Annotated in this window: 21 protein-coding genes; 12 read left to right on the top strand and 9 right to left on the bottom strand. The window is 72.1% G+C overall.

Annotation, left to right across the window (positions count from 1 at the left end; genetic code table 11):
• Positions 1-41: 41 nt before the first annotated feature.
• On the bottom strand, positions 42-1,247 hold the full coding sequence (fasR, locus tag IE286_RS10245) for a fatty acid biosynthesis transcriptional regulator FasR (protein WP_189796327.1): 1,206 nt from the start codon (positions 1,245-1,247) through the stop codon (positions 42-44).
• A gap of 90 nt (positions 1,248-1,337) precedes the next feature.
• Between fasR and IE286_RS10240 the strand changes: the two genes are divergently transcribed.
• Complete coding sequence (locus tag IE286_RS10240; protein WP_189796454.1) at positions 1,338-2,012, top strand: pirin family protein; 675 nt, start codon at positions 1,338-1,340, stop codon at positions 2,010-2,012.
• A gap of 4 nt (positions 2,013-2,016) precedes the next feature.
• Here the strand turns inward: IE286_RS10240 and IE286_RS10235 are convergent, their stop codons facing one another.
• From IE286_RS10235 to IE286_RS10215, 5 genes are all read right to left on the bottom strand, one after another.
• Entirely contained in the window at positions 2,017-2,841 is an 825-nt protein-coding gene (locus IE286_RS10235; RefSeq protein WP_189796326.1) for a serine hydrolase domain-containing protein, read from the bottom strand.
• A 10-nt stretch (positions 2,842-2,851) separates the two neighbouring features.
• Positions 2,852-3,331, bottom strand: a complete 480-nt coding sequence (locus tag IE286_RS10230) for a GNAT family N-acetyltransferase (RefSeq protein WP_189796325.1) — start codon at positions 3,329-3,331, stop codon at positions 2,852-2,854.
• 152 nt (positions 3,332-3,483) lie between these two features.
• Entirely contained in the window at positions 3,484-4,350 is an 867-nt protein-coding gene (locus IE286_RS10225) for a DUF4429 domain-containing protein (RefSeq protein ID WP_229862253.1), read from the bottom strand.
• Between the two features lie 66 nt (positions 4,351-4,416).
• Positions 4,417-5,637 carry an alpha/beta hydrolase gene (locus IE286_RS10220; RefSeq protein ID WP_189796324.1) on the bottom strand — a complete coding sequence of 407 codons (1,221 nt, stop codon included), beginning with the start codon at positions 5,635-5,637 and terminating at the stop codon, positions 4,417-4,419.
• A gap of 123 nt (positions 5,638-5,760) precedes the next feature.
• Positions 5,761-6,486 (bottom strand): TetR family transcriptional regulator, encoded by a 726-nt coding sequence (locus IE286_RS10215; RefSeq protein WP_189796323.1) that lies wholly within the window; start codon positions 6,484-6,486, stop codon positions 5,761-5,763.
• A gap of 165 nt (positions 6,487-6,651) precedes the next feature.
• Here IE286_RS10215 and IE286_RS10210 point away from each other — a divergent pair, with 165 nt between their 5' ends.
• Positions 6,652-8,268, top strand: a complete 1,617-nt coding sequence (locus IE286_RS10210; RefSeq protein WP_189796322.1) for an MFS transporter — start codon at positions 6,652-6,654, stop codon at positions 8,266-8,268.
• Positions 8,269-8,520: 252 nt separating this feature from the next.
• On the opposite strand, the gene aceE is transcribed toward IE286_RS10210, so the two are convergent.
• The gene (aceE, locus tag IE286_RS10205) at positions 8,521-11,262 is read right to left on the bottom strand and encodes a pyruvate dehydrogenase (acetyl-transferring), homodimeric type (RefSeq protein ID WP_189796321.1); all 2,742 of its coding nucleotides are present in this window, start codon (positions 11,260-11,262) and stop codon (positions 8,521-8,523) included.
• Between the two features lie 434 nt (positions 11,263-11,696).
• Here aceE and IE286_RS10200 point away from each other — a divergent pair, with 434 nt between their 5' ends.
• The 6 genes from IE286_RS10200 (at position 11,697) to IE286_RS10175 (ending at position 16,433) form a co-directional block, all read left to right on the top strand.
• Positions 11,697-12,134 (top strand): DUF3052 domain-containing protein, encoded by a 438-nt coding sequence (locus tag IE286_RS10200; RefSeq protein WP_189796320.1) that lies wholly within the window; start codon positions 11,697-11,699, stop codon positions 12,132-12,134.
• Between the two features lie 317 nt (positions 12,135-12,451).
• Positions 12,452-12,910, top strand: a complete 459-nt coding sequence (locus IE286_RS10195; protein WP_189796319.1) for a peroxiredoxin — start codon at positions 12,452-12,454, stop codon at positions 12,908-12,910.
• 139 nt (positions 12,911-13,049) lie between these two features.
• A complete protein-coding gene (locus tag IE286_RS10190; protein WP_189796318.1) occupies positions 13,050-13,625 on the top strand; it encodes a TerD family protein in 576 nt (191 codons plus the stop codon).
• Between the two features lie 129 nt (positions 13,626-13,754).
• On the top strand, positions 13,755-14,333 hold the full coding sequence (locus IE286_RS10185) for a TerD family protein (RefSeq protein ID WP_189796452.1): 579 nt from the start codon (positions 13,755-13,757) through the stop codon (positions 14,331-14,333).
• 52 nt (positions 14,334-14,385) lie between these two features.
• Positions 14,386-15,534, top strand: a complete 1,149-nt coding sequence (locus IE286_RS10180; protein ID WP_189796317.1) for a DUF475 domain-containing protein — start codon at positions 14,386-14,388, stop codon at positions 15,532-15,534.
• 167 nt (positions 15,535-15,701) lie between these two features.
• Positions 15,702-16,433: a TerD family protein gene (locus IE286_RS10175; RefSeq protein ID WP_189796316.1), complete on the top strand. Its 732-nt coding sequence runs from the start codon at positions 15,702-15,704 to the stop codon at positions 16,431-16,433.
• A 39-nt stretch (positions 16,434-16,472) separates the two neighbouring features.
• On the opposite strand, the gene IE286_RS10170 is transcribed toward IE286_RS10175, so the two are convergent.
• Entirely contained in the window at positions 16,473-17,369 is an 897-nt protein-coding gene (locus IE286_RS10170; protein ID WP_189796315.1) for a TerD family protein, read from the bottom strand.
• 197 nt (positions 17,370-17,566) lie between these two features.
• On the opposite strand from IE286_RS10170, the gene IE286_RS10165 reads away from it, so the two are divergent.
• From IE286_RS10165 to IE286_RS10155, 3 genes are all read left to right on the top strand, one after another.
• Positions 17,567-18,745: an HpcH/HpaI aldolase/citrate lyase family protein gene (locus IE286_RS10165; RefSeq protein WP_189796314.1), complete on the top strand. Its 1,179-nt coding sequence runs from the start codon at positions 17,567-17,569 to the stop codon at positions 18,743-18,745.
• 98 nt (positions 18,746-18,843) lie between these two features.
• Positions 18,844-21,318, top strand: coding sequence for a phosphoribosyltransferase (locus IE286_RS10160; RefSeq protein WP_189796313.1), 2,475 nt, complete (start codon positions 18,844-18,846; stop codon positions 21,316-21,318).
• Positions 21,318-22,148: an HAD family hydrolase gene (locus tag IE286_RS10155; RefSeq protein ID WP_189796312.1), complete on the top strand. Its 831-nt coding sequence runs from the start codon at positions 21,318-21,320 to the stop codon at positions 22,146-22,148. The genes IE286_RS10160 and IE286_RS10155 overlap by 1 nt, the downstream gene beginning before the upstream one ends.
• Before the next feature lie 48 nt (positions 22,149-22,196).
• On the opposite strand, the gene IE286_RS10150 is transcribed toward IE286_RS10155, so the two are convergent.
• Complete coding sequence (locus IE286_RS10150) at positions 22,197-22,418, bottom strand: FmdB family zinc ribbon protein (RefSeq protein WP_125497562.1); 222 nt, start codon at positions 22,416-22,418, stop codon at positions 22,197-22,199.
• Positions 22,419-22,637: 219 nt separating this feature from the next.
• Here IE286_RS10150 and IE286_RS27135 point away from each other — a divergent pair, with 219 nt between their 5' ends.
• Positions 22,638-22,994: a hypothetical protein gene (locus tag IE286_RS27135; RefSeq protein WP_229862244.1), complete on the top strand. Its 357-nt coding sequence runs from the start codon at positions 22,638-22,640 to the stop codon at positions 22,992-22,994.
• The last annotated feature ends 3 nt before the right edge of the window (positions 22,995-22,997 follow it).

Raw genomic sequence — 22,997 nt, 5'->3', positions numbered from 1 at the left:
ACGAAGAACACGAAGGGGTTTTGTGGGCCCCCGACAAAAGCCTAGGCCTGGGCATCTCCGTCGAGGAGACGCCCCAGGATCAGTGCAATCCTCAGTGTGAACGCGGATCGTACATCCGAGGGTGACCAGCCGGTGACGTCCGTCACACGTCGGAGCCGGTAGCGGACGGTGTTCGGGTGAACGAAGAGCATCCTCGCCGCGCCTTCGAGACTGCTGGCCTGTTCCAGATAGACGCTGAGGGTTTCCAGCAGCGCGGACCCGGCCTCCTCCAGCGGTCTGTAGATCTCCTCTACCAGCTGCTGCCGGGCGCTGGGATCACCGGCGATGGCGCGCTCCGGCAGCAGGTCGTCCGCCAGCACCGGGCGCGGCGCGTCCTGCCAGGCGGAGCAGGCCTTCAGGCCGGCCGCCGCGGCCTGCGCGGACCGGGTCGCGGCCAGCAGGTCCGGCACGACCGGCCCGGCCACCACCGGCCCGGGGGCGAACGGGCCGATCAGCGACTTGGCCACGGCCAGCGGGTTGTCGCTCCCGCCGGCGATGACGACCAGCCGGTCCCCGAGCACTCCGGTGAGGACCTGGAGCTTGGCGTGCCGGGCGGCCCGCCGTATCGCCTCCACGGTCAGCTCCGAGTCGCCGTCCGGCGCGGTGCCGAGCACCACGCACACGTGCTCGGGGGAGTTCCAGCCGAGCGCGGAGGCCCGGGACACGGCGCCCTCGTCGGCCTCCCCGCTGAGCACCGCGTTGACCACCAGCGACTCCAGCCGCGCGTCCCAGGCACCGCGTGCCTCCGCGGCCTGGGCGTACACCTGGGCGGTGGCGAACGCGATCTCGCGGGCGTAGACCAGCAGCGCCTCGCGCAGCACGGCCTCGTCCCCCGGTGCCGCCACCTCGTCGATGGCGGACTCCATCACCTCGATGGTGGTGCGCACCATCTCCACGGTCTGGCGCAGGGTGATCGCGCGGGTCAGCTCGCGCGGCGCCGTGCCGAACACGTCGGTGGAGATGGCCTGGGGCGCGTCCGGACGCCGGAACCACTCGGTGAAGGCGGCGATACCGGCCTGGGCCACCAGCCCGATCCACGAACGGTTCTCCGGGGGCATGGCCCGGTACCACGGCAGCGTCTCGTCCATCCGTGCGATGGCCTGTGCGGCCAGTGATCCGGAGGACTTCTCCAGTCGTTTCAGGGTCGCGGCGTGCGGATGGAGGCCGTGCGCTGAGGGGTCGGGGATACGGGATTCGGGTTCGGGCACGGGGACAAGACTGCCTTATCCGGACTCCCGCGCGTGCCGCCGGGTCAGTGCTGGGCGTCCCGAGCAGGCATTACGGTGGTCGGCGTGACGATCGACGTACGACGCGCCACGGAGCGCTACCAGGGCGGCGACCAGGCCGCGGGAATCACCACCCGGCACGCCTTCTCCTTCGGCCCCCACTACGACCCGGACAACGTCCGCTTCGGCGCGCTGATCGCCTGCAACGAGGAGCACCTGGCCGCCGGCGCCGGCTTCGACGAGCACCCGCACAGCCACACCGAGATCGTCACCTGGGTCGTCGAGGGCGAACTGACCCACCGTGACTCCGCCGGGCACGAGACGGTGCTCCGCCCCGGAGACCTCCAGCACCTCAGCGCGGCGGCCGGTGTCCGGCACGTCGAACGCAACGACGGGGCCGGGCCGCTGACCTTCGTCCAGATGTGGCTGACCCCGCGGGAGGCCGGCTGTGAGCCGTCCTACGAGGTGGTCCGTGCCCTGCCGGACGCCGCCCGGTACGCCGTGGAGCGGGCCGGCGCGGTGCTCCAGGTGCGGCGGCTCGCGCCGGACGAGCGCGCCGTGCTGCCGTCCGCTCCGTACGTGTACGTCCACGTGGTGCGCGGCCGGGTCCTGCTGGACACCACGTACCTGGACCCGGGCGACGCGGCCCGGATCACCGGCGCGGACGGGCACCTCAAGGCCGTGGCGGCGACAAAGGCGGAGCTGCTGGTGTGGCAGATGGAGGCGGAGCCGGCGGCCGCCGGCTGACCGCTCAGGCGCCGCGCAGCTCGGCCAGGACCGCGTCGGTGAAGGGCGGCCACGCCTCGATGGCCCAGGGCCCGAAGGCGCGGTCGGTCAGGGCCACGCAGGCCGCGCCCGCCTCCGGGTCGACCCACAGGAACGTGCCGGACTGGCCGAAGTGGCCGACGGTCCGCGGCGAGGAGGAGGCACCCGTCCAGTGCGGCGACTTGGTGCCCCGGATCTCGAACCCGAGACCCCAGTCGTTGGGGTTCTGGTGACCGTAGCCGGGCAGCACGCCCTTGGTCCCCGGGTACTGGACCGTCATCGCCTCGGCCACCGTGCGCGGGTCGAGCAGGCGGGGCGCCTGCAGCTCGGCCGCGAAGCGCAGCAGGTCGTCCACCGTGGAGACGCCGTCCTTGGCGGGGGAGCCCTCCAGGGTGGTCCGCGTCATGCCCAGCGGTTCCAGCACGGCCTGGCGCAGATACTCGGCGAAGGGGATGTCGGTCGCCTTCGCCACGTGGTCGCCGAGCTGCTCGAACCCGGCGTTGGAGTACAGGCGCCGCTCACCGGGCGGGGCCATGACCCGGTGCTCGTCGAACGCCAGGCCCGCGGTGTGGGCGAGGAGATGACGGACCGTGGCGCCGGGCGGGCCGGCCGGCTCGTCCAACTCGATCGCGCCCTCCTCGAAGGCCACGAGCACCGCGTAGGCCGCCAGCGGCTTGGTGACCGAGGCCAGCGGGAACCGCCGCCCGGCCGGGCCGTGGGTGCCGGCGATGGTGCCGTCCGCGCGGACCACGCCCGCGGCGGCCGTGGGGACCGGCCAGTTCTCGATCGACGCCAGGCTGTTCAACGACATGGGGCCGAGCCTATGCGCCGGGGAACGTCAGCCGCATGGAGGGGGCCGTCTTGCGCACGAAACCCAGCGAGGCGTACAGCGGCTCGGCCTCGGCGGACGCGCTGAGGTCGACCTGCGGCACGTCCCGGCCGCGGAACCAGTCCAGCAGCGCCTCCACGCAGGCGCGGGCGTACCCGCGGCGCCGGGCGTCCGGGTCGGTCGCCACGCTGAAGACGTGGCCGACCCGCCCGTGCGGGTTCTCCGCCCGCCCGATGCGGTACTCGATCGTCCCGGCCGCCAAGGAGGCCAGCGCCCCGGGCCGGCCGGGGTGGTCCACGACGAACGCCGCGAAGTCGCCGTCCGGTTCGGCGAGCCGGCCCTTGAGCGTCGGCAGCGAGAGGGTGTGCCAGTCGGTGGAGGGGTCGGTGCCGTGCACCGAGTCGATCATCACCTGGCGCAGCCGCAGGACTTCCTCCGCGTCCGCCACGCCGGCACGTCGTACGAGAGTCATGCCGGGACGCTAGCCGTCCCGGCGCGCCCGCGTCAGGTGATTTCCCGGCCGCGCCGGTCACCGGACGCCCGGCCCGCGGCGGGTGTGCGGACCCGTGCGCCCGCCACCCGGGGCGCGCGCGGACGAGTGAGCCGAGGACAGCGGGTCCCGGCTCACAGCTCGGCGAGCAGTTCCGCCTTCTTCGTGGAGAACTCCTCGTCCGTGACCAGGCCCGCCTGGTGCAGTTCGCCCAGGTGGCGGATGCGGTCGGCGATGTCGGCCGGGTCGCGGCGCGGGGCGGTCACGGGCGCCGGTGCCGCCGGGCCCGCCTGCTGCACCGCGGCCAGCACCGCCGCCGCGAACGGCAGCGACTCGTGCACCGGCCCGTACCCGAGCCCGAAGACGACCGCGGCCGGGTCCTGGTCCGGCTGCGGCGGCTGCCCGGCGTCCTGCTGCGGTCCGGCCGTCTTCCGGCGCAGCAGCCGCAGATGCCCCTCGAACAGCTCCGGCGAGCGCCACTCCACCCCGGTCAGGTCCGACACGGCGAAACACTGGTCGCCGGCTTTCCATTTCTCCGTGGACGCTCCCGTCCACGACCAGCGGAACCGCACGACGCGGCCGTCGAACGAGGCCTTGCCGTCGTACGCCTTGAACTGCAGCGGCGGCTGCGGCGCGGCCACCAGGTAACGCTCGGCGGGGCCGGTGCCGGTGATGCGGGCGCGCAGCTCGTCGGAGTAGTACTCGGCCAGGGTCTCCCGTTCCGCGGGCAGCACCAGCCGGTACGGGTCGCTGCTCTCCTTGAGCTGTCCGTCGGCCGCGTCCATCAGCGGATCGGCGCCCGGCCGGACCTCGGCGCGCAGCACCACGGTCCCGCGCCGGCCCGGGGTGAGCGTCACCCGCGCGAGCGCGGCCAGCGGCACCCGGCGCTCGCCGAGCGCATGGAACAGTTTCGGTGCCCGTATCCCCCGCTCGTAACGGATGAGCACGGAATCGGCCTCGAACTCCCAGGCAGCGTGAAATCCGGCCAGTACGTCACCCATGCGGCTCATCGTAGGCGGCATGAGCATTTCCGTCCCTCCCCGCGCAGACCGCACTTCCTGCTGTCTCTACGCGCGTCCAGCCGTCGTCGTGCCGGACAGACCCGCCCGGCACCCGTCGTTGTCATGGGCGCACCGCACCGAGGCATATGCGCCGACGCCGATCTCGGCGAAGTTGGCCAGGCTGTCGGTGCCCGGCTCGAAGTAGCCGGCGTGCCCCTTGGCCTTCCGGGCCGCCAGCACCCGCGCCCCGAACCCCGGGGAGACCGGGTCGGCGCCGTGGCCCAGGCCGCCCAGCTCCAGGTAGGGCACGTCACGGATCCAGTCGGTGGCGTCCCGCATCGCCCAGACATGCGCACCGGTGTGCAGCTGGGAGGCGTTGCTCACCCGCATGCCGGGGCTCGCGGCGACCGCCAGGTCGGTCACCCGGTGCGGCAGGCCCGGGGCCGCCACCCCGCAGACGACCGAGCCGTAGCTGTGGCAGAACAGCGCCACGGACGCCCGCCCGGGCAGGGCCCGCAGCAGCTTGTTCAGGCGTACGGCACCTTCCTCCGCGCGCATCGCCGTGGCCGCGTCCACGCCGAGTCCGCTGGGCGCGGTGTAGTCGGCCCAGGCGATCACCGCCGTCCGGGTGCGGGGGGCCGCCCGGCGCTCGGCCCGGTACAGAGAGCGGGCCATGCCGTACAGCGCGGTGTAGGGCCGGGAGCTCTTGCGGAACGTGAACAGGTCGGTGTCCACGCCGGGCACCACGACCGAGATCCGGCGGGCCGTGGTGAGGTCGCCGAAGACCTCCGCGACGCGTCCGGAGCCGGCGGGGTCGAAGGCCAGGATGTGGCGGTCCGGCGCCATCAGCTCGCCGAAGCGCCGCATGCGGCGGGCGGCGTCCTGCTGGCCCGCGGCGGTGAGCCGCTGGTCGTGGGTGCGTTTGCGCTCGGCCGCGCGCGCCTGGGCCAGGGCGATGCGGTTGGCCTGGTAGCGCAGGGCGACGGGGGCGCCGTTCATGTTGCCGACCGCCAGGGCGTAGCGGCGGGCGAGCAGGGCGCGGTCGCGGGCGCCGAGCGAGTCGAAGAACCGGGCCAGCCGGGCCGGCGCGGCGTCCGGGTCCGGCAGCCGGTGCCCGTGCAGCGACCCGTGCTTCCATGCGGACACGGAAGCCTGCAGGGCCGTGGTCCCGCCGCCGTGGCCGCGCACGGCGGTCCAGCCGGTGGTCGCCAGCAGCACGAGGACGACGGCCAGCGCGAGCAGCGCGCGCCAGACGCTGACGTGCGGGGAGGTGTCGAAGGAAGTCACTGGGAGGACACACTAGGAGAACGGGACGGTCTCGCGTCAACCAAGTGACAGGGATCACGTTTGCCGGTGCGACGCGCACGCGGGGCCGGGGTGTCTCCGCCCGGGGTGTTTCCGCGGGCCGCCTCAGGCGTCCGCACGGCCGGCGGGGGCGCCGGCCCGGTCCGGGGGGTCCGGGGTGCGCCAGCTGCCGGCCAGGGCCGTGCCCACCTGGTCGAGGTAGCGCACGGTCAGGGCTCTCAGGCCCTCCAGGGTGAGGTCCTCGCCGGTGCTCCACAGCCGCCCGGTCACCCGGAGCACCCCGCCGAAGGCGGCCACCACGAGCCGCGGCCGGGGATCGGCGTCCACGTCGAGGCCCTCGCGTTCGGCGAGCACGGCCGCGATGTGCTCCTCCTTCTCCATCGAGCGGCGCAGATGCGTGGCGAGCAGGACGGGCGTGGACTCGATGGTCCGGAACATCCGCAGATACAGCTCCAGCGGAGCGATGGAGGCGACGGCCTCGCGGACGGAGTCCCAGCAGTCCAGCACGGCCCGGCGCAGTGCCTCCAGCGGGGGCTCGTCCGCGGGGCGGGCGCGCAGCGACGTCATGAAATGCGCCTCCACCATGTCCTGCATGGCGAAGGCGACCTCCTCCTTGCCGGGGAAGTAGCGGAAGAAGGTGCGCTGGGACACGCCGACGGCCCGGGCGATGTCGTCCACGGTCGTCTGCTCGTACCCGCGGGTGATGAACAGTTCGAGCGCGGCCCGCAGCAGTGCGTCCCGGGTGCGTTGCTTCTTCCGCTCGCGCAGTCCCGGGCGTGGCGCGGGCGCGGGCGCCTGCTGCGGTGCCGCCGCGGCGGTCGCCGTCTTCATGTGTCTGCGTCTCTCCGTGCCGGGGCGGGACCTCGCCGACGGATCTCCCGTGGTCCGCCCTCCCGCGAACCGTTCCCCTGTTCAGCCTATAGGAGCACGACGTGTCAGTTACCGACAGGTGAATTGGATTGTCTCATGTCAGCGACTGACATTAGCCTCGAACGTATGACTAGTCAGACCACCATCGACACGACAGGGCCCGGGGACGGCGCAGCAGCCCTGCCGGAAGCGGCGCCGGCCAAGGGGCTGCGCGGGCACCCCTGGATCACCCTGTTCGCCGTCGCCGTAGGGGTCATGGTGGTGGCCCTGGACGGCACCATCGTCGCCATCGCCAACCCGGCCATCGGGCAGGACCTGCACGCCAGCCTCGCCCAGCTGCAATGGATCACCAACGCCTACTTCCTCGCCCTCGCGGTCTCCCTGATCACCGCGGGCAAGCTCGGTGACCGGTTCGGACACCGGCAGACCTTCCTCATCGGCGTCACGGGCTTTGCCGCCGCCTCGGGCGCCATCGGCCTGTCGGACAGCATCGGCATGGTCATCACCTTCCGTGTCTTCCAGGGCCTGTTCGGCGCGCTGCTGATGCCGGCCGCGCTCGGCCTGCTGCGGGCCACCTTCTCGGCCGAGAGGCTGAACCTGGCCCTCGGCATCTGGGGCATGGTCATCGGCGCCTCCACCGCGGGCGGCCCGATCCTCGGCGGTGTCCTCGTCGAGCACGTCAGCTGGCAGTCGGTGTTCTTCATCAACGTGCCCGTCGGCGCCCTCGCCCTGATCCTGGGCCTGCTCTTCCTGCTCGACCACCGTGCCGAGAAGGCGCCGCGCTCCTTCGACGTCCTCGGCATCGTGCTGCTGTCCGCCGCGATGTTCTGCCTGGTGTGGGCCCTGATCAAGGCTCCCGAGTGGGGCTGGGGCGACGGGCTGACCTGGACCTTCATCGCCGCCTCCGTCGCGGGCTTCGCCGTGTTCTCCTTCTGGGAGACCAAGGTGCGCGAGCCGCTGATCCCGCTGGCGCTGTTCCGGTCGGTGCCGCTGTCCGCGGGCGTGGTGCTGATGATCCTGATGGCCATCGCGTTCATGGGCGGCCTGTTCTTCGTCACCTTCTACCTGCAGAACGTCCACGGGATGAGCCCGGTCGACGCGGGCATGCATCTGCTGCCGCTGACCGGCGTGATGATCGTCGCCTCGCCGCTGGCCGGTGTCCTGATCACGAAGCTGGGGCCGCGCATCCCGCTGGCCTGCGGCATGGCCGCCACCGCGGTCGCCATGTACGGCATCTCCACGCTCCAGGCGGACACGGGCGGCGGCACCATGGCGATCTGGTTCGTGGTGCTCGGTCTGGGCCTCGCGCCCGTCATGGTCGGTGCCACCGAGGTCATCGTCGGCAACGCGCCGCTGGAGCTGTCCGGTGTGGCCGGCGGTCTGCAGCAGTCGGCCATGCAGGTCGGCGGCAGCCTGGGGACGGCCGTACTGGGCGCCGTGATGGCCTCCAGGGTGGACCACGAGCTGGCCGGCAACTGGAAGGACGCCGGACTGCCGCCGCTCACCTCCGAACAGGCCCACCAGGCCTCCGAGGCCGTCCAGGTCGGCGCCGCACCGGTGCCCGAGGGCGTGCCCGCGGCGATCGCCGCGAAGATCACCACCGTCGCCCACGACACCTTCATCTCCGGGATGAGCCTCGCCTCGCTGGTCGCCGCCGGAGTGGCGGCCGTGGCCGTGCTGGTCGCCCTGCTGACCAAGCGGGGGGAGAACGCCGAGGCGGGCGCGGGCGTCGGCCACATCTGAATCATCTGAGGCCGCGCGCCGCGCGCACGGTCCCGGGCGTGTTCGCCTATCAGGGTGACGGCGCCCGGGACCGCTCACCTTTCCCGTACGTCACAGGTCACAGTGAGTCAGGCCCTGCGCAGGGGCGGGGCCCGACGCTGCGGCGCGCCGCGGGAGGGGAGCGGCGCGCCGCAGCCGTCTCGCGCCGGGGCGTGCGAGGCGCGCGGACCGCGCGCTTGGAGCCGTCCCGCGTGAGCACCGCCGGCCCGGCGGTCACGCCGTCGGGCGCACGGCCGTCACGTCGAGCAGCCGGTAGCGGTCGACGGCCTGCTTGAGCACCGACCGGTCGACCTTGCCCAGGCGGGCCAGCTCCGTCAGCACCGCCACCACGATCGACTCCGCGTCGATGTGGAAGTACCGCCGCGCCGCCGCCCGGGTGTCGGCGAAGCCGAAGCCGTCGGCCCCCAGCGACTGATACGGGCCCGGCACCCAGCGGGCGATCTGGTCCGGCACCGAACGCATCCAGTCGGACACGGCCACGAACGGACCCTCGGCACCGCTCAGCTTCCGCGTCACCCACGGCACCCGCTGCTCCTCCTCCGGGTGCAGCAGATTGTGCTCCTCGCAGGCCACCGCCTCGCGACGCAGCTCGTTCCACGAGGTCGCCGACCACACGTCCGCCCGGACGTCCCACTCCTCGGCGAGGATCCGCTGCGCGTCCAGCGCCCACGGCACCGCCACGCCCGAGGCCAGGATCTGCGCCGGGAGCTGTCCGGCGGTGCCCGCGCTGATGCGGTGCAGGCCCTTGAGGATGCCCTCGACGTCGACGTCGGCCGGCTCGGCGGGCTGCCGGATCGGCTCGTTGTAGACGGTGAGGTAGTAGAAGACGTCCTCCCCGTGCGGGTGGCCCGGGTTCACGTCCTCGCCGCCGTACATCCGGCGCAGGCCGTCCTGCACGATGTGCGCGATCTCGTAGGCGTACGCCGGGTCGTACGCCACGCACGCCGGGTTGGTGGAGGCGAGCAGCTGGGAGTGGCCGTCGGCGTGCTGCAGCCCCTCTCCGGTCAGGGTCGTACGGCCCGCGGTCGCACCAAGGACGAATCCGCGCGCCAGCTGGTCGGCCATCTGCCAGAACTGATCGCCGGTGCGCTGGAAACCGAACATCGAGTAGAAGACGTACACCGGGATCAGCGGCTCGCCGTGCGTGGCGTACGCCGAGCCCGCCGCGATCGTGGAGGCCATGCAGCCCGCCTCGGAGATGCCGTCGTGCAGCATCTGGCCGGTCGGCGACTCCTTGTAGGCGAGCAGCAGATCGCGGTCCACCGACTCGTACTGCTGGCCCAGCGGGTTGTAGATCTTCGCGCTCGGGAAGAAGGAGTCCATGCCGAACGTGCGGTACTCGTCCGGCGCGATCAGCACGAACCGCCGCCCGATCTCCTTGTCCCGCATGAGGTCCTTCAGCAGCCTGACGAAGGCCATGGTGGTGGCGACGGCCTGCTGGCCCGAGCCCTTCTTCACGGTCGCGTAGGCCGCCTCGTCCGGCAGGGCGAGCGGCTTGGCGCGCACGATCCGGGTCGGCACATAGCCGCCCAGCTGCTTGCGGCGGTCGTGCATGTACTGGATCTCGTCGCTGTCCCGGCCCGGGTGGTAGTACGGCGGCGGGCCGGATTCCAGCGCCCGGTCGGAGATCGGCAGGTGCAGCCGGTCCCGGAAGTGCTTGAGGTCGTCGACCGTCAGCTTCTTCATCTGGTGGGTGGCGTTGCGGCCCTCGAAGTTCGGGCCCAGCGTCCAGCCCTTGACCGTCTTGGCCAGGATGACCGTCGGCTGCCCCTTGTGCTCCAGGGCCGCCTTGTAGGCCGCGTAGATCTTCCGGTGGTCGTGACCGCCGCGGCCCAGGTGCAGGATCTGCTGGTCGGTCATGTGCTCGACCATCTTGCGCAGCCGGTGGTCGTCGCCGAAGAAGTGCTCGCGGATGTAGGCGCCGGACTCCGTGGCGTAGGTCTGGAAGGCGCCGTCCGGGGTGGTGTTCATCTTGTTGACCAGCACCCCGTCGCGGTCCTGGGCGAGCAGCGGGTCCCAGGTGCGGTCCCAGATCAGCTTGATCACGTTCCAGCCGGCGCCGCGGAAGACCGACTCCAGCTCCTGGATGATCTTGCCGTTGCCGCGCACCGGGCCGTCCAGGCGCTGCAGATTGCAGTTGACCACGAAGGTGAGGTTGTCCAGGCCCTCGCGGGCCGCGAGGGTCAGCTGGCCCAGCGCCTCCGGCTCGTCCATCTCGCCGTCGCCGAGGAAGGCCCACACGTGCGAGCCGGAGGTGTCGGCGATGCCGCGCGCGTGCATGTACCGGTTCATCCGGGCCTGGTAGATCGCCGCGATCGGGCCGAGGCCCATGGAGACCGTGGGGAACTCCCAGAAGTCCGGCATCGAGCGCGGGTGCGGATAGCTGGACAGCCCGAAGGGCGCCTTGGACTTCTCCTGGCGGAAGCCGTCCAGGTGCTGCTCGGTGAGCCGGTCCAGCAGATAGGCGCGCGCGTAGATGCCCGGCGAGGCGTGCCCCTGGAAGAAGACCTGGTCGCCGCCGCGGCCGTCGTCTTTGCCGCGGAAGAAGTGGTTGAAGCCGACGTCGTAGAGGGAGGCGGAGGAGGCGAAGGTGGCGATGTGGCCGCCGACGCCGATGCCCGGGCGCTGGGCGCGGGAGACCATCACCGCGGCGTTCCAGCGGGTGGCGTTGAGGATCTTGCGCTCGATCTCCTCGTTGCCCGGGAAGAACGGCTCGTTCGCGGTCGGGATCGTGTTGACGTAGTCGGTGCTGCGCATCTCCGGCACGGCCACGCGCCGCTCGCGGGCGCGTTCGATCAGCCGGAGCATGAGGTAGCGGGCCCGCTCCCGGCCTCGCTCGTCGACGGCGGCGTCGAGCGAGGCGAGCCACTCCTGGGTCTCCTCGGGGTCGAAGTCAGGAACCTGACTCGGCAGGCCGCCAATGATGATCGGGTTTCGATCGGATCCGGAAGCCACGCTGATCCTCACCTGTCAGAAGGGCTGACATATATGCGGCGTTTATGGGCTCTTTCGGGCTCTTTTCGCGGTGATCCCGCGTGTTCCATGGGGTTCGGCCGGTTCGCCGGACTGTGTCCGTGTCGTTCCCCATCGTGTACCTGTGTCGTGGAGAACGTCATCTGTACCCGGGAGTAGTGGGGTGAATCGTCCCCGATGTCTGCCCGCTGCAGGGGGTCGAACACACAAAACCGGGCAAAAGAGTGTGGTGTGCATCACGGCTGATCGGGATACCGTGTCAGGAGTTGCGGCGGCACTGCCGGGAACGTCACCGTTTCGGCGGCCCGGACCGCCGGGTACTTGCGCGATCCGGCCCGCCCGTGTGGACTACGGCCAATGCTTCGCGCACGCGCGTGGCTGAAGACTCATATCGCAACACCATCAGGAGGCAACCCGTGAGCGCGACCGCGGACCACGCGGAGGAGCGGACGAACCCGGCCGCCAGGCTGGGGTTCCGGCCCGGGCAGGTGGTCCAGGAGATCGGCTACGACGACGACGTCGACCAGGAGCTCCGCGAGGCCATCGAGGACGCGATCGGCGGCGAGCTGGTCGACGAGGACTACGACGACGTGGCCGACGCCGTGGTGCTGTGGTTCCGCGACGAGGACGGCGACCTGACGGACGCGCTGGTCGACGCCACCACCTACGTCGATGAGGGTGGCGCCATCCTGCTCCTCACCCCGAAGACGGGCCGCGAGGGATACGTGGAGCCGAGCGACATCTCCGAAGCCGCGACGACGGCGGGCCTGACGGCCAGCAAGAGCTTCAGCGTCGGCAAGGACTGGACCGCGAGCCGGCTGGCGACCCCCAAGGCGGCCAAGTCCAAGAAGTAGGCCGGGCCGGCCCGGACACCGGCCTTCGCGCCCGGCGGCCCTCCGCGGCCCCGGTGCGCCCGCGGCTTCGATGCGCCCGCGGCCCCGGTGCGCCCGCGGCCCGTCCGGGCACGGGGTGCGTCCCCGTGCCCGGGCAGGGCGCTCGCCTGCCACGGGGCCGCTCGCGTTCCCTCACCGGGCCGCGCCGCTCGTGCGGCGGGCCGCCCTCTCCGCACGCTGCGTGAGCCGGCCGGGGACGGGGCGTGCGCGGGGGCCCGCCGGCGGCTGCGTAGGGTGGATCTCACCCGAACAGTCCCGCAGAAGGGAAGATCAGGACGATGGCGATCCAGGCCGGCGACAAGGCCCCCGACTTCGAGCTCAAGGACAACCACGGCCGCACAGTGAAGCTGTCCGACTTCCGCGGCGAGAAGAACGTGGTGCTGCTCTTCTACCCGTTCGCCTTCACCGGCGTGTGCACCGGTGAGCTGTGCGCCCTGCGCGACAACCTGCCGACGTTCGTCAACGACGACACCCAGCTGCTCGCCGTCTCCAACGACTCCATCCACACCCTGCGCGTCTTCGCCGAGCAGGAGAACCTGGAGTACCCGCTGCTGAGCGATTTCTGGCCGCACGGCAACGTCTCGCGCGCCTACGGCGTCTTCGACGAGGACAAGGGTTGCGCCGTGCGCGGGACCTTCATCATCGACAAGGAGGGCGTCGTGCGCTGGACGGTGGTCAACGACCTGCCGGACGCGCGGGACCTGAACGACTACGTCAAGGCGCTCGAAACCCTCTGAGCCGGTGCGCCGACACCTTCGACGTGTCGGCTCGCGAGGCCTGCCGGGGGCGGGAACCCGTCACTAGGATCGACACGTTGATCCCATATCCGATGCACGACGACGGGGCTCCCCGCCCCCGGACACAGATGGAGGACTCGTGGGAGTCAGCCTCAGCAAGGGCGGCAATGTATCACTGACGAAGGAGGCACCCGGCCTCACCGCCATCGTCGTCGGTCTGGGGTGGGACGTCCGCACCACGACCGGCACCGACTTCGACCTCGACGCCAGCGCGCTGCTGCTCAACAACTCCGGCAAGGTCGTCAGCGACCAGCACTTCGTCTTCTTCAACAACCTCAAGAGCCCCGACGGCTCGGTGGAGCACACCGGCGACAACCTCACCGGTGAGGGCGAGGGCGACGACGAGCAGATCAAGGTGAACCTCGCCGCCGTCCCGGCCGAGGTCGACAAGATCGTCTTCCCTGTGTCCATCTACGACGCCGAGAACCGCCAGCAGTCCTTCGGCCAGGTCCGCAACGCGTTCATCCGCGTGGTCAACCAGGCCAACGGGCAGGAGATCGCCCGCTACGACCTCAGCGAGGACGCCTCCACCGAGACCGCCATGGTCTTCGGCGAGGTGTACCGCCACGGTGCGGAGTGGAAGTTCCGCGCCATCGGCCAGGGCTACGCCTCCGGCCTGCGTGGCATCGCGCAGGACTTCGGCGTCAACGTCTGAGCCCGTGCACCCGCACCCTCGCGCCTCACCACCGTCCGGCGCCGCGTGTCCGTCCGCGCGGCGCCGGACGGTGCACCGCTGGGGGAGCGCACGACCACGACCGGCACCATCCCGGGGAGGGACCAGAACATGGGCGTCACGCTCGCCAAGGGAGGCAATGTCTCCCTGTCCAAGGCCGCACCCGATCTGACCAATGTGATGGTCGGACTCGGCTGGGACGCGCGCTCCACCACCGGCGCACCCTTCGACCTGGACGCCAGCGCACTGCTGTGCTCGGCGGACAACCGGGTCCTGGGCGACGAGTGGTTCGTCTTCTACAACCAGCTCAAGAGTCCCGACGGCTCGGTGGAGCACACCGGCGACAACCTCACCGGTGAGGGCGAGGGCGACGACGAATCGATCCTGGTGGACCTCACCAAGGTGCCGCCGCGCTGCGAAAAGATCGTCTTCACGGTCTCGATCCACATGGCCGACGAGCGCGGCCAGACCTTCGGGCAGGTCGCCAACGCCTTCATCCGTGTCGTCAACCAGGCCGACGGCCAGGAGCTCGCCCGCTACGACCTCAGCGAGGACGCCTCCACCGAAACCGCGATGATCTTCGGTGAGCTGTATCGCTATCACGGAGAGTGGAAGTTCCGGGCCGTGGGACAGGGGTACGCCTCCGGTCTGCGCGGTATCGCTCTAGACTTCGGAGTCAATGTTTCGTAAAGCCGGGTACGGCGACGGGGGAGCCCCCGTGCGGATACGGATTGGGTAGCCAGTGCTTCTGAAAACCTTCGGTTGGTCGTTCGTGATCACCGCACTCGGCCTGGTCGCGGCAGCCTTCTACGGGGGGTGGACCGCCTTCGGCGTGGTGGCGATCCTCGCCGTTCTGGAGATCTCCCTGTCGTTCGACAACGCGGTGGTCAACGCCGGGATCCTGAAGAAGATGAATGCCTTCTGGCAGAAGATCTTCCTCACCGTCGGTGTGCTGATCGCCGTCTTCGGGATGCGCCTGGTCTTTCCCGTCGTCATCGTCGCCATCAGCGCCAAGATGGGGCCCGTCGAGGCCGTCGACCTGGCGATCAACAACAAGGACCGCTATCAGGAGCTGGTGACCGACGCCCATCCGGCGATCGCGGCGTTCGGCGGCATGTTCCTGCTGATGATCTTCCTGGACTTCATCTTCGAGGAACGGGACATCCAGTGGCTGCGCTGGATCGAGCGGCCGCTGGCCAAGCTCGGCAAGGTCGACATGCTGTCGGTCTGCATCTCGCTGATCGTCCTGCTGATCGCCTCCTTCACCGTCGCCACCCACGCCCACCAGCACGGCGGCGCGCACGTCGACAAGGCGCAGACGGTGCTCATCGCCGGCATCGCGGGCCTGATCACCTACATGGTCGTCGGCGGCCTGTCCGGCTACTTCGAGGACCGGCTGGAGGAAGAGGAGGAACGCGAGCACGAGGAGGAGGAAGCCGCCGCCCGCAGCGGCAAGCCGCGCTCGGCGGTGAAGCTGGCCGGCCAGGCCGCCTTCTTCATGTTCCTCTACCTGGAGGTCCTGGACGCCTCCTTCTCCTTCGACGGTGTCATCGGCGCCTTCGCCATCACCAACGACATCGTGCTCATGGCCCTCGGCCTCGGCATCGGCGCGATGTACGTCCGCTCCCTGACGGTCTACCTGGTCCGCCAGGGCACCCTGGACGACTACGTCTACCTGGAGCACGGCGCCCACTACGCCATCGGCGCCCTGGCGGTGATCCTAATGGTCACCATCCAGTACCAGATCAACGAGGTGATCACCGGCCTGGTCGGCGTGATCCTGATCGCCTGGTCCTTCCTCTCCTCCGTCCGCCGCAACCGCGCCCTGGCCGCCGCCGAGGCGCGAGCGGCCGGCTCCGGGGAGAAGGCCGAGGTCTCCGCGCCGCTGTAGGCCCTTCGCCGACGTGGCCGGTGGCACACGGGCGGGGTGCCCGCGCGGGGTGTGACCGGCCACGGGGCGAGGAACGCTTACCCACGGGCGGCCGGCCCCCGACCTGGGCCGGCCGCCCGGTCCGGTACGTCGGCGGACGGCGAGAGCGGTGAAGGCAGGGGCGGGACATGGGACTCTTCGACGGTCTTCTGGGCGGGCGCGCCGCCGCGTTCGACTCGGGCAACGCCGCGTCCAGCGCCATCGAGCTGACCAAACGGCACCGTCAGGTGTCGCTGACCAAGCAGGGCGCGGCCTCCGGGCATCTGCGCATCAACCTCACCTGGCAGATGCGCTCCTCCGACATCGGCGGCCCCGCGCGGGAGAGCCTGCTGCGGCACCCTCTCAAGGCGCTGAAACCGCCGGAGGTCATCGGGCACAGCCAGTCCATGGTCAACGTCGACCTCGACCTCGGCTGCCTGTACGAGCTGGCCGACGGCACCAAGGGCGTCGTCCAGCCGCTCGGCGGCTTCCTCGGTGACGTCAACGCGCCGCCGTACGTCAAGCTCAGCGGAGACGACCGGTTCGGTTCGGGCTCCGGTGAGACGATGCACATCAACCTCGACCACCGCGACGACTTCAAGCGGCTGCTGGTCTTCGTCTACATCTACGACCAGACGCCCGCCTTCGACCGCACCCACGCGGTCGTCACGCTCTACCCGAGCGCCGGCCCGCGCATCAAGATCGGCCTCGACGAGCGCCAGCCCCAGGCGCGCTCCTGCGCGGTGGTCCTGATCGAGAACGTCAAGGGCGAGATCATCATCCGCCGCGAGGTGAAGTTCGTCTACGGCTTCCAGGCCGAACTGGACCGCCTGTACGGGTGGGGCCTGCAGTGGGGGCGGGGCTACAAGACGAAGGCGTAGGCGTCCTGCGGCCCCCGGCGGTCGCGGCCCGTGCCGGGCTCAGCGCCCGATGAACTGCGGCCCCATCGGCGGCAGCCTGAACCCGGGGTCCGGGGGACCCGCCACAGGCTGGGGATAGCCGTACCCCGTCCCCGCGGCGGCCGCCGCGGGCTGCGGCTGCGGATAGGCCTGCGCCGGATGCGGATACCCGTAGGCAGGCTGCGTCACCGGAGTCGCCGGAACCGGCTGCTCGGGCGGCAGTGCCTGGTCCGGGGCCGGCTGCTCGGGCGGCAGCGACTGGTCCGGAGCCGGTACCGGCTGCTCCGGAGGCAGCGGCTGCGCCACCGTCGGTGCCGTGGCGGAGACGGCGGGCACGCCGGAGGATCCGCCGTCGGTGTCGGCGGTGCCCTCCTCGGTCTCGTCCACCGAGATCCCGTAGTCCGCCGCCAGGCCCTTGAGCCCGTCGGAGTAGCCCTCGCCCAGCGCCCGGAACTTCCAGCCCTCGCCGCGCCGGTACAGCTCGCCGCAGATCAGCGCCGTCTCCTGGCCGGTCTCGGGCTTGACGTCGAAGGACGCCAGCGGCTCGGCATCGGCGAGCGATGCGTCGTACAGCTCGATGCGCAGGTCGGTGACGCGGTCGAAGGCGACGTCGTCCGTGGAGGCGACCAGCAGGATCCGTCCGACGTCCGGCTCGACGCCGGCGAGATCCGCCTGGATCGTGTCGGTCAGGCCCTCGGCGCCCTGCCGCTTGCCGAGCCGCCACACCTTCCCGGAGGGATGCCGCGGCTGGTTGTAGAAGACGAAGTCCTGGTCGGAGCGCACCCGGCCGTCGGGGCCGAGCAGCAGGGCCGAGGCGTCGACGTCCGGCACTCCCGTGTGCGGCGTCCAGCGCACGACGGCCCGCACCGTGGCGGCCTCCAGCGGGACGTTCGACCCCTTCAGCATCGCGTGCGTCATGCGATCATCCTGCCTGCTCGGGCCTGATCACGACAACGCTGGGGCGCCGTGGCGCCCGGCCCCGTCCGATGTGTACCGGTCACCCGCACTTCATGCCCCGTGGGAACCGCGGACACCGGCTCCTACGTACTATTACCGGCCACCTTTCTCCTCGCCGGCACCGGCGCCAGGCCGAGGCATCACCACGGGGGAGTCCCATGCGTCACTTCGGCCACCTCAGCCCTGAGGTGCGGAAGCGTCTGTTCCACCAGGAGCCGGCGGAGTTCACCGCCGACTCCCCGGCCAGGCTGCTCTCCGCGGTCCTGGGGGCCACCCTCTACAGCCCGGCCACCCGGCCGCGCCTGGCCGACGACATCCTCAGACAGGCCGCGCGGGGCGTGGTGTCGATGGTGCTGTGCCTGGAGGACTCCATCGACGACGCGGACGTGCCCCGGGCCGAGGAGAACCTCGTCACGCAGCTCACGGACCTCACCGCCCGCAGCGAGGCCGGGGCCGCGGCACCGGTGCCGCTGCTGTTCGTACGGGTGCGCGCCCCGGAGCAGATCACCGGCCTGGTGCGGCGTCTGGGACCGGCGGTGCGGCTGCTGTCCGGTTTCGTGCTGCCGAAGTTCACCGAGGAACGCGGCCTGCCGTTCCTGGAGGCGGTGCAGGAGGCCGAGACGGGAAGCGGGCGGAGGCTGTTCGCCATGCCGGTCCTGGAGTCGCCCGAACTGCTCTACCGGGAGACCCGGGTGGAGACCCTGGAGGGCATCTACCGCGCCGTCGACAAGTACCGGGACCGGGTGCTGGCGCTGCGCCTGGGCGTGACCGACTTCTGCTCCTCCTACGGGCTGCGCAGATCCCCGGACATGACGGCCTACGACATACAGGTCGTCGCCTCCGTGATCGCCGACGTGGTCAACATGCTGGGCCGGACCGACGGCACCGGCTTCACCGTCACCGGGCCGGTGTGGGAGTACTTCGGCAGGCGCACCCGCATGTTCAAACCCCAGCTGCGGCAGTCCCCGTTCGTCGAGGTGCAGGCGGCCGAGCTGCGCGACCGGCTGATCGAGCGGGCCATGGACGGGCTGCTGCGGGAGATCTCCCTGGACCAGGCCAACGGGCTGCTCGGCAAGACCTGCATCCACCCCACCCACGTCCTGCCGGTCCACGCGCTGTCGGTGGTCAGCCACGAGGAGTTCAGCGACGCCGTGGACATCCTGCGGCCGGAGCACGGCGGCGGGGGCGTGCTGCGGTCGGCGTACACGAACAAGATGAACGAGGTGAAGCCGCACCGCGCCTGGGCTGAAAGGATCCTGCTGCGCGCCGAGGCCTTCGGTGTCGCCCGGGAGGACGTCGGCTTCGTGGACCTGCTCGCCGCGGGCACACCCGAGTGACCCGCCGCCCGCCCGATGACGACGGCCGACGACCGGCACCCCGCACCGGCGCCGCCCGGCAGCCCTTCACCCGCACGCCCACTCATCACAGGGAACGCATGAACGACGACGTCAACGACCACGTCTGGTCCGGCAGCTGGGTCGCCGAGCGGCTCGGCGTGGAGCTGACCGGCGACGCGGAACTGAAGCGGCTGCTGGGGCTGGCCCTGCGCCGCAACCCCCGGCGGGCGCATCTGCTGGTGTCGAACGTGCTGGGCAAGCATGTCCCGCAGTCGCCGTCCGTGGTCCACGACCACGGGGTGGCGCTGGGCCGCCGGGTGCGCGACCTGCTGAGCGCCGAGGAGGTGGCCGCGGCGGTGGTCCTGGGGTACGCCGAGACGGCGACCGGCCTGGGCCACTCGGTCGCCGACGGCCTGGGCCCCGTGCCGTATCTGCACTCCACGCGCCGTGCCGTCCCCGGCGTCGCCCCGGCCGGCGGCTTCGAGGAGTCCCACTCGCACGCCACCTCCCATCTGCTGCTGCCGGAGGATCCCGCGCTGCTGGCCGGCGACGGCCCGCTGGTGCTGGTGGACGACGAGTTCTCCACCGGGAACACGGTGCTGAACACCATCCGCGCGCTGCACGAGCGCCATCCGCGCCGGCGCTATGTGGTGGTCGCCCTGGCCGACACCCGCTCCGCGGACGACGCCGCCCGCCTGGAGGACTTCGCCCGGGAGACCGGCGCCCGCGTCGACCTGGTCGCGACCGCCTCGGGCACGGTCCGCCTGCCCGAGGACGTGCTGGCCCGCGGCCGGGACCTGCTCGCCCGGTACGACCGCGAGAGCGCGGCCGTGGCCCGGGCGACGGCTCCCGGCGGCCCCGCGACGCCGGTCCGTGTCGACCTGGGCTGGCCGCAGGGGCTCCCGGACGGCGGGCGGCACGGGTTCCGGCCGGAACACCGCGAGCGGCTGGAGCGGGCGCTGCCCGCGATGGCCGCCCGGGTGGCCGGGGCGCTGCCCGCACACTCCCGGCGGGTGCTGGTGCTGGGCTTCGAGGAACTGATGTACGCGCCGCTGCGGCTCGCCCGGGAGCTGGAGCGGACCCTGGACGCCGAGGTGCGCTACTCGACCACCACGCGCTCGCCCGTCCTCGCGGTCGACGACCCCGGGTACGCCATCCGCACCCGCCTGGCCTTCCCCGCGCACGACGACCCGTCCGACGGGCCAGGGGAACGCTACGCCTACAACGTGGCCGGCGCCGGCTTCGACGCCGTCGTCGCGGTGGTCGACTCGGTCGCCGACACCCCGCACCTGCACGCCCCCGACGGGCTGCTCGCCCGGCTGGCCGCGCACATCCCGCACGTGCTGCTGGCCGTGGTGCCCTCCTACGTCCCCGCCGCCGCACAGCGCCCCCGCGCCTCCCGGAAGGACGCCGCCTCGCTGCCCGATCCCCTGCGCGGCCCCGCGTTCTCCTCCTACGCACCCGAGGAGGTCGGCTGGCTGCTGCAGGACCTGTCCGAGGTGACGCTGGAGGCCCCGACCGAGGAGCGCGAGGAGGCGATCCAGAACGGCGGTGCGCACTACGCCGAGTCGCTGCCGGTGGAGTACCAGCCCACCGAGGAGTACCAGCGGCTGTTCCACAGCGCCCTGGCCGCCTGCGCGGACCGGCTCGCCCTGGCGGTCGGCACGGTCACCGAGACCGTCCTCGCCGAGCGCTCCCCGCGGCCCGTGCTGGTGTCGCTGGCCCGGGCCGGCGTCCCGGTCGGGATCCTGATGCGCCGCTGGGCCCGCTTCCGGCACGGCCTGGACCTGCCGCACTACGCGGTGTCGATCGTGCGCGGCCGCGGCATCGACGCCAACGCGCTGCGCTGGCTGGCCGCCCACCACGACCCGGCCGACGTCGTCTTCGTGGACGGCTGGACCGGCAAGGGCGCCATCACCCGCGAACTCGTCCAGGCGCTGCGGGACTTCGAACGCGAGACGGGCATCACCGGCTTCGACCCCCAGATCGCGGTGCTCGCCGACCCGGGCTCGTGCGTGCGCGCCTACGGCACCCGGGACGACTTCCTCATCCCCTCCGCCTGCCTCAACTCCACCGTCTCCGGGCTGGTCTCGCGCACCGTGCTGCGCGCGGACCTGGTCGGACCGCACGACTTCCACGGCGCCAAGTTCTACCGGGATCTGGCGGACGCCGACGTCTCGAACCTCTTCCTGGACACCGTCGCGGACCGCTTCGCCGAGGTCGCGGACGCCGCCGGGGCGGCCGCCAAGGAGCTGCTGTCCTCCGACCGCACCCCCACCTGGGCGGGCTGGGCCGCGGTGGAGCGGATCAGCGAGGAGTACGGCATCCACGACGTCAACCTCGTCAAGCCGGGCGTGGGCGAGACCACCCGGGTGCTGCTGCGCCGGGTGCCGTGGCAGATCCTGGCCCGCACGGGCGCCGGCCGGGAACTGGACCACATCCGGCTGCTGGCCGAGCAGCGCGGGGTCCCGGTGCGGGAGGTCGACGGCCTGCCGTACTCCTGTGTCGGGCTGATCCACCCCCGCTACACGCGCGGGGCGACCGGTGCCGACGGCCGGGCGGTGACCCGCTGATGCCGGCGCTGGTGGCGAGCGATCTGGACCGGACGCTCATCTACTCGGCCGCGGCCCTCCAGCTGCCCGGGCCGGACGCGCCCGCCGGTGAGGCACCCCCGGCGCCCCGGCTGCTGTGCGTGGAGCTGTACGAGGGCAAGCCGCTGTCGTACCTGACCGAGACCGCCGCGCGGCTGCTGCGGGAGCTGGCCGGCACGGCGGTGTTCGTGCCGACGACGACCCGCACACGCGCCCAGTACCGGCGGATCCTTCTGCCGGGCCCGGCGCCGCGGTACGCGGTGTGCGCCAACGGCGGCCATCTGCTGGTGGACGGGGAGTCCGACCCCGGCTGGCACCGGCAGGTGCGCGAGCTGCTGGCCGCCCGGTGCGCGCCGCTCGCCGAGGTCCGCGAGCATCTGCTGCGCACCGCCGGCCCGGAGTGGGTGCGCGCCCACCGGGTGGCCGAGGATCTGTTCGTCTATCTGGTCGTCGACCGGGAACGGGTGCCCGAGACCTGGGTGAAGGACCTCGGCGTGTGGGCGGAGGAGCGCGGCTGGACGGTCTCGCTGCAGGGCCGCAAGGTCTACGCCGTGCCGCAGCCGCTCACCAAGAGCGCCGCCGTCCGCGAGGTGGCCCGCCGCACCGGCGCCGGGCCGGTGCTCGGCGCGGGCGACTCGCTGCTGGACGCCGATCTGCTGCTGGCCGCGGACCGCGCCTGGCGTCCCGGCCACGGCGAACTGGCCGGCACCGGCTGGACGGCACCGGGCGTCACCGCGCTGCCCGAGCGCGGGGTGCTGGCCGGGGAGCGGATCGTGCGGGAGTTCCTGTGGGCCGCCCGGGCGCACCGGTAGGGCGCGCGGCCGGTGCCGTCCGGGCGCACCGGCGGCTGTGACGGCCGGTCAGCCGCCGCAGCAGCCACCGCCGCAGCAGCCGCCCCCGCCGCCCCGGGACGAGGGCGCGGAGGCCGGGGAGGCGGTGCCGCCGACCGCGACCGTGGACAGCAGCTTCACCGTGTCGTCGTGCCCGGCGGGGCAGGTCGCCGGAGCGCCGGACTCGGCCATGGGGCGGCTCAGTTCGAACGTGTCACCGCAACTGCGGCACCGGTACTCGTAGCGAGGCATGAGGCCAGATTAACGGCCGTGACCGGGCCCACAGCCCGATGCGCACCTCGAGTGTTCGGTTCTGTCCCGTTCTCCTGCGGAGAAAGTGAAAAGACGGCTGATAATTTTGTGTAGCCGCGAGGGCCGGGAAGCGGCTGGGAGCAGGGGGGCTGGCGGCCGCGTCCGCGGCGGCTGTGTCGACCCGCGCGAGCAACACGGAGTGCGGAGGGAGACGCGGTCGTGACCGAACCAAGGCAGGAGGAGAGCCTTCCGGGAGAGGATCTCCGGGCCGGCGAACACGACGGCATACCGGGTCGCGGGTCCCCCGGGCTGCCGGCGGACGAGACGATGCGGCTGAACGTCGCCGCCCTGCGCAAGCCCGGCGGTTCCGGCCCGGCGGCCGGGCCCGACGCGGCGGCACCGGAGGAATCGGGCGCCCCGCGCCCCGACGAGACCATGCAGCTGCGTGCCCTCCGCCCGTCCGGCGCCTCCTCGGTCCGCGGCCGGCCTGCGGGCTCGGCCCGGCGCGGAAAGCGCCGCCGTGCCGCCGCGCAGCCCACCGCCCCCGCCCGGCCGGCCGGCCCGGCCGGGCGCTGACCC

It is taken from the genome of Streptomyces thermodiastaticus (assembly GCF_014656135.1).
Lineage (GTDB): Bacteria > Actinomycetota > Actinomycetes > Streptomycetales > Streptomycetaceae > Streptomyces > Streptomyces thermodiastaticus.
Note: the sequence above shows the minus strand (reverse complement) of the source record. Positions and strands in the feature narration are given on the sequence as shown.

Excerpts from the sequence above, each read along its gene's own strand:
- IE286_RS10235 (WP_189796326.1), bottom strand. The coding sequence starts at position 2,841 with ATGTCGTTGAACAGCCTGGCGTCGATCGAGAACTGGCCGGTCCCCACG.
- IE286_RS10230 (WP_189796325.1), bottom strand. The coding sequence starts at position 3,331 with ATGACTCTCGTACGACGTGCCGGCGTGGCGGACGCGGAGGAAGTCCTG.
- IE286_RS10225 (WP_229862253.1), bottom strand. The coding sequence starts at position 4,350 with ATGGGTGACGTACTGGCCGGATTTCACGCTGCCTGGGAGTTCGAGGCC.
- IE286_RS10215 (WP_189796323.1), bottom strand. The coding sequence starts at position 6,486 with ATGAAGACGGCGACCGCCGCGGCGGCACCGCAGCAGGCGCCCGCGCCC.
- IE286_RS10210 (WP_189796322.1), top strand. The coding sequence starts at position 6,652 with ATGACTAGTCAGACCACCATCGACACGACAGGGCCCGGGGACGGCGCA.
- IE286_RS10195 (WP_189796319.1), top strand. The coding sequence starts at position 12,452 with ATGGCGATCCAGGCCGGCGACAAGGCCCCCGACTTCGAGCTCAAGGAC.
- IE286_RS10185 (WP_189796452.1), top strand. The coding sequence starts at position 13,755 with ATGGGCGTCACGCTCGCCAAGGGAGGCAATGTCTCCCTGTCCAAGGCC.
- IE286_RS10175 (WP_189796316.1), top strand. The coding sequence starts at position 15,702 with ATGGGACTCTTCGACGGTCTTCTGGGCGGGCGCGCCGCCGCGTTCGAC.
- IE286_RS10170 (WP_189796315.1), bottom strand. The coding sequence starts at position 17,369 with ATGACGCACGCGATGCTGAAGGGGTCGAACGTCCCGCTGGAGGCCGCC.
- IE286_RS10165 (WP_189796314.1), top strand. The coding sequence starts at position 17,567 with ATGCGTCACTTCGGCCACCTCAGCCCTGAGGTGCGGAAGCGTCTGTTC.
- IE286_RS10160 (WP_189796313.1), top strand. The coding sequence starts at position 18,844 with ATGAACGACGACGTCAACGACCACGTCTGGTCCGGCAGCTGGGTCGCC.
- IE286_RS10155 (WP_189796312.1), top strand. The coding sequence starts at position 21,318 with ATGCCGGCGCTGGTGGCGAGCGATCTGGACCGGACGCTCATCTACTCG.
- IE286_RS10150 (WP_125497562.1), bottom strand. The coding sequence starts at position 22,418 with ATGCCTCGCTACGAGTACCGGTGCCGCAGTTGCGGTGACACGTTCGAA.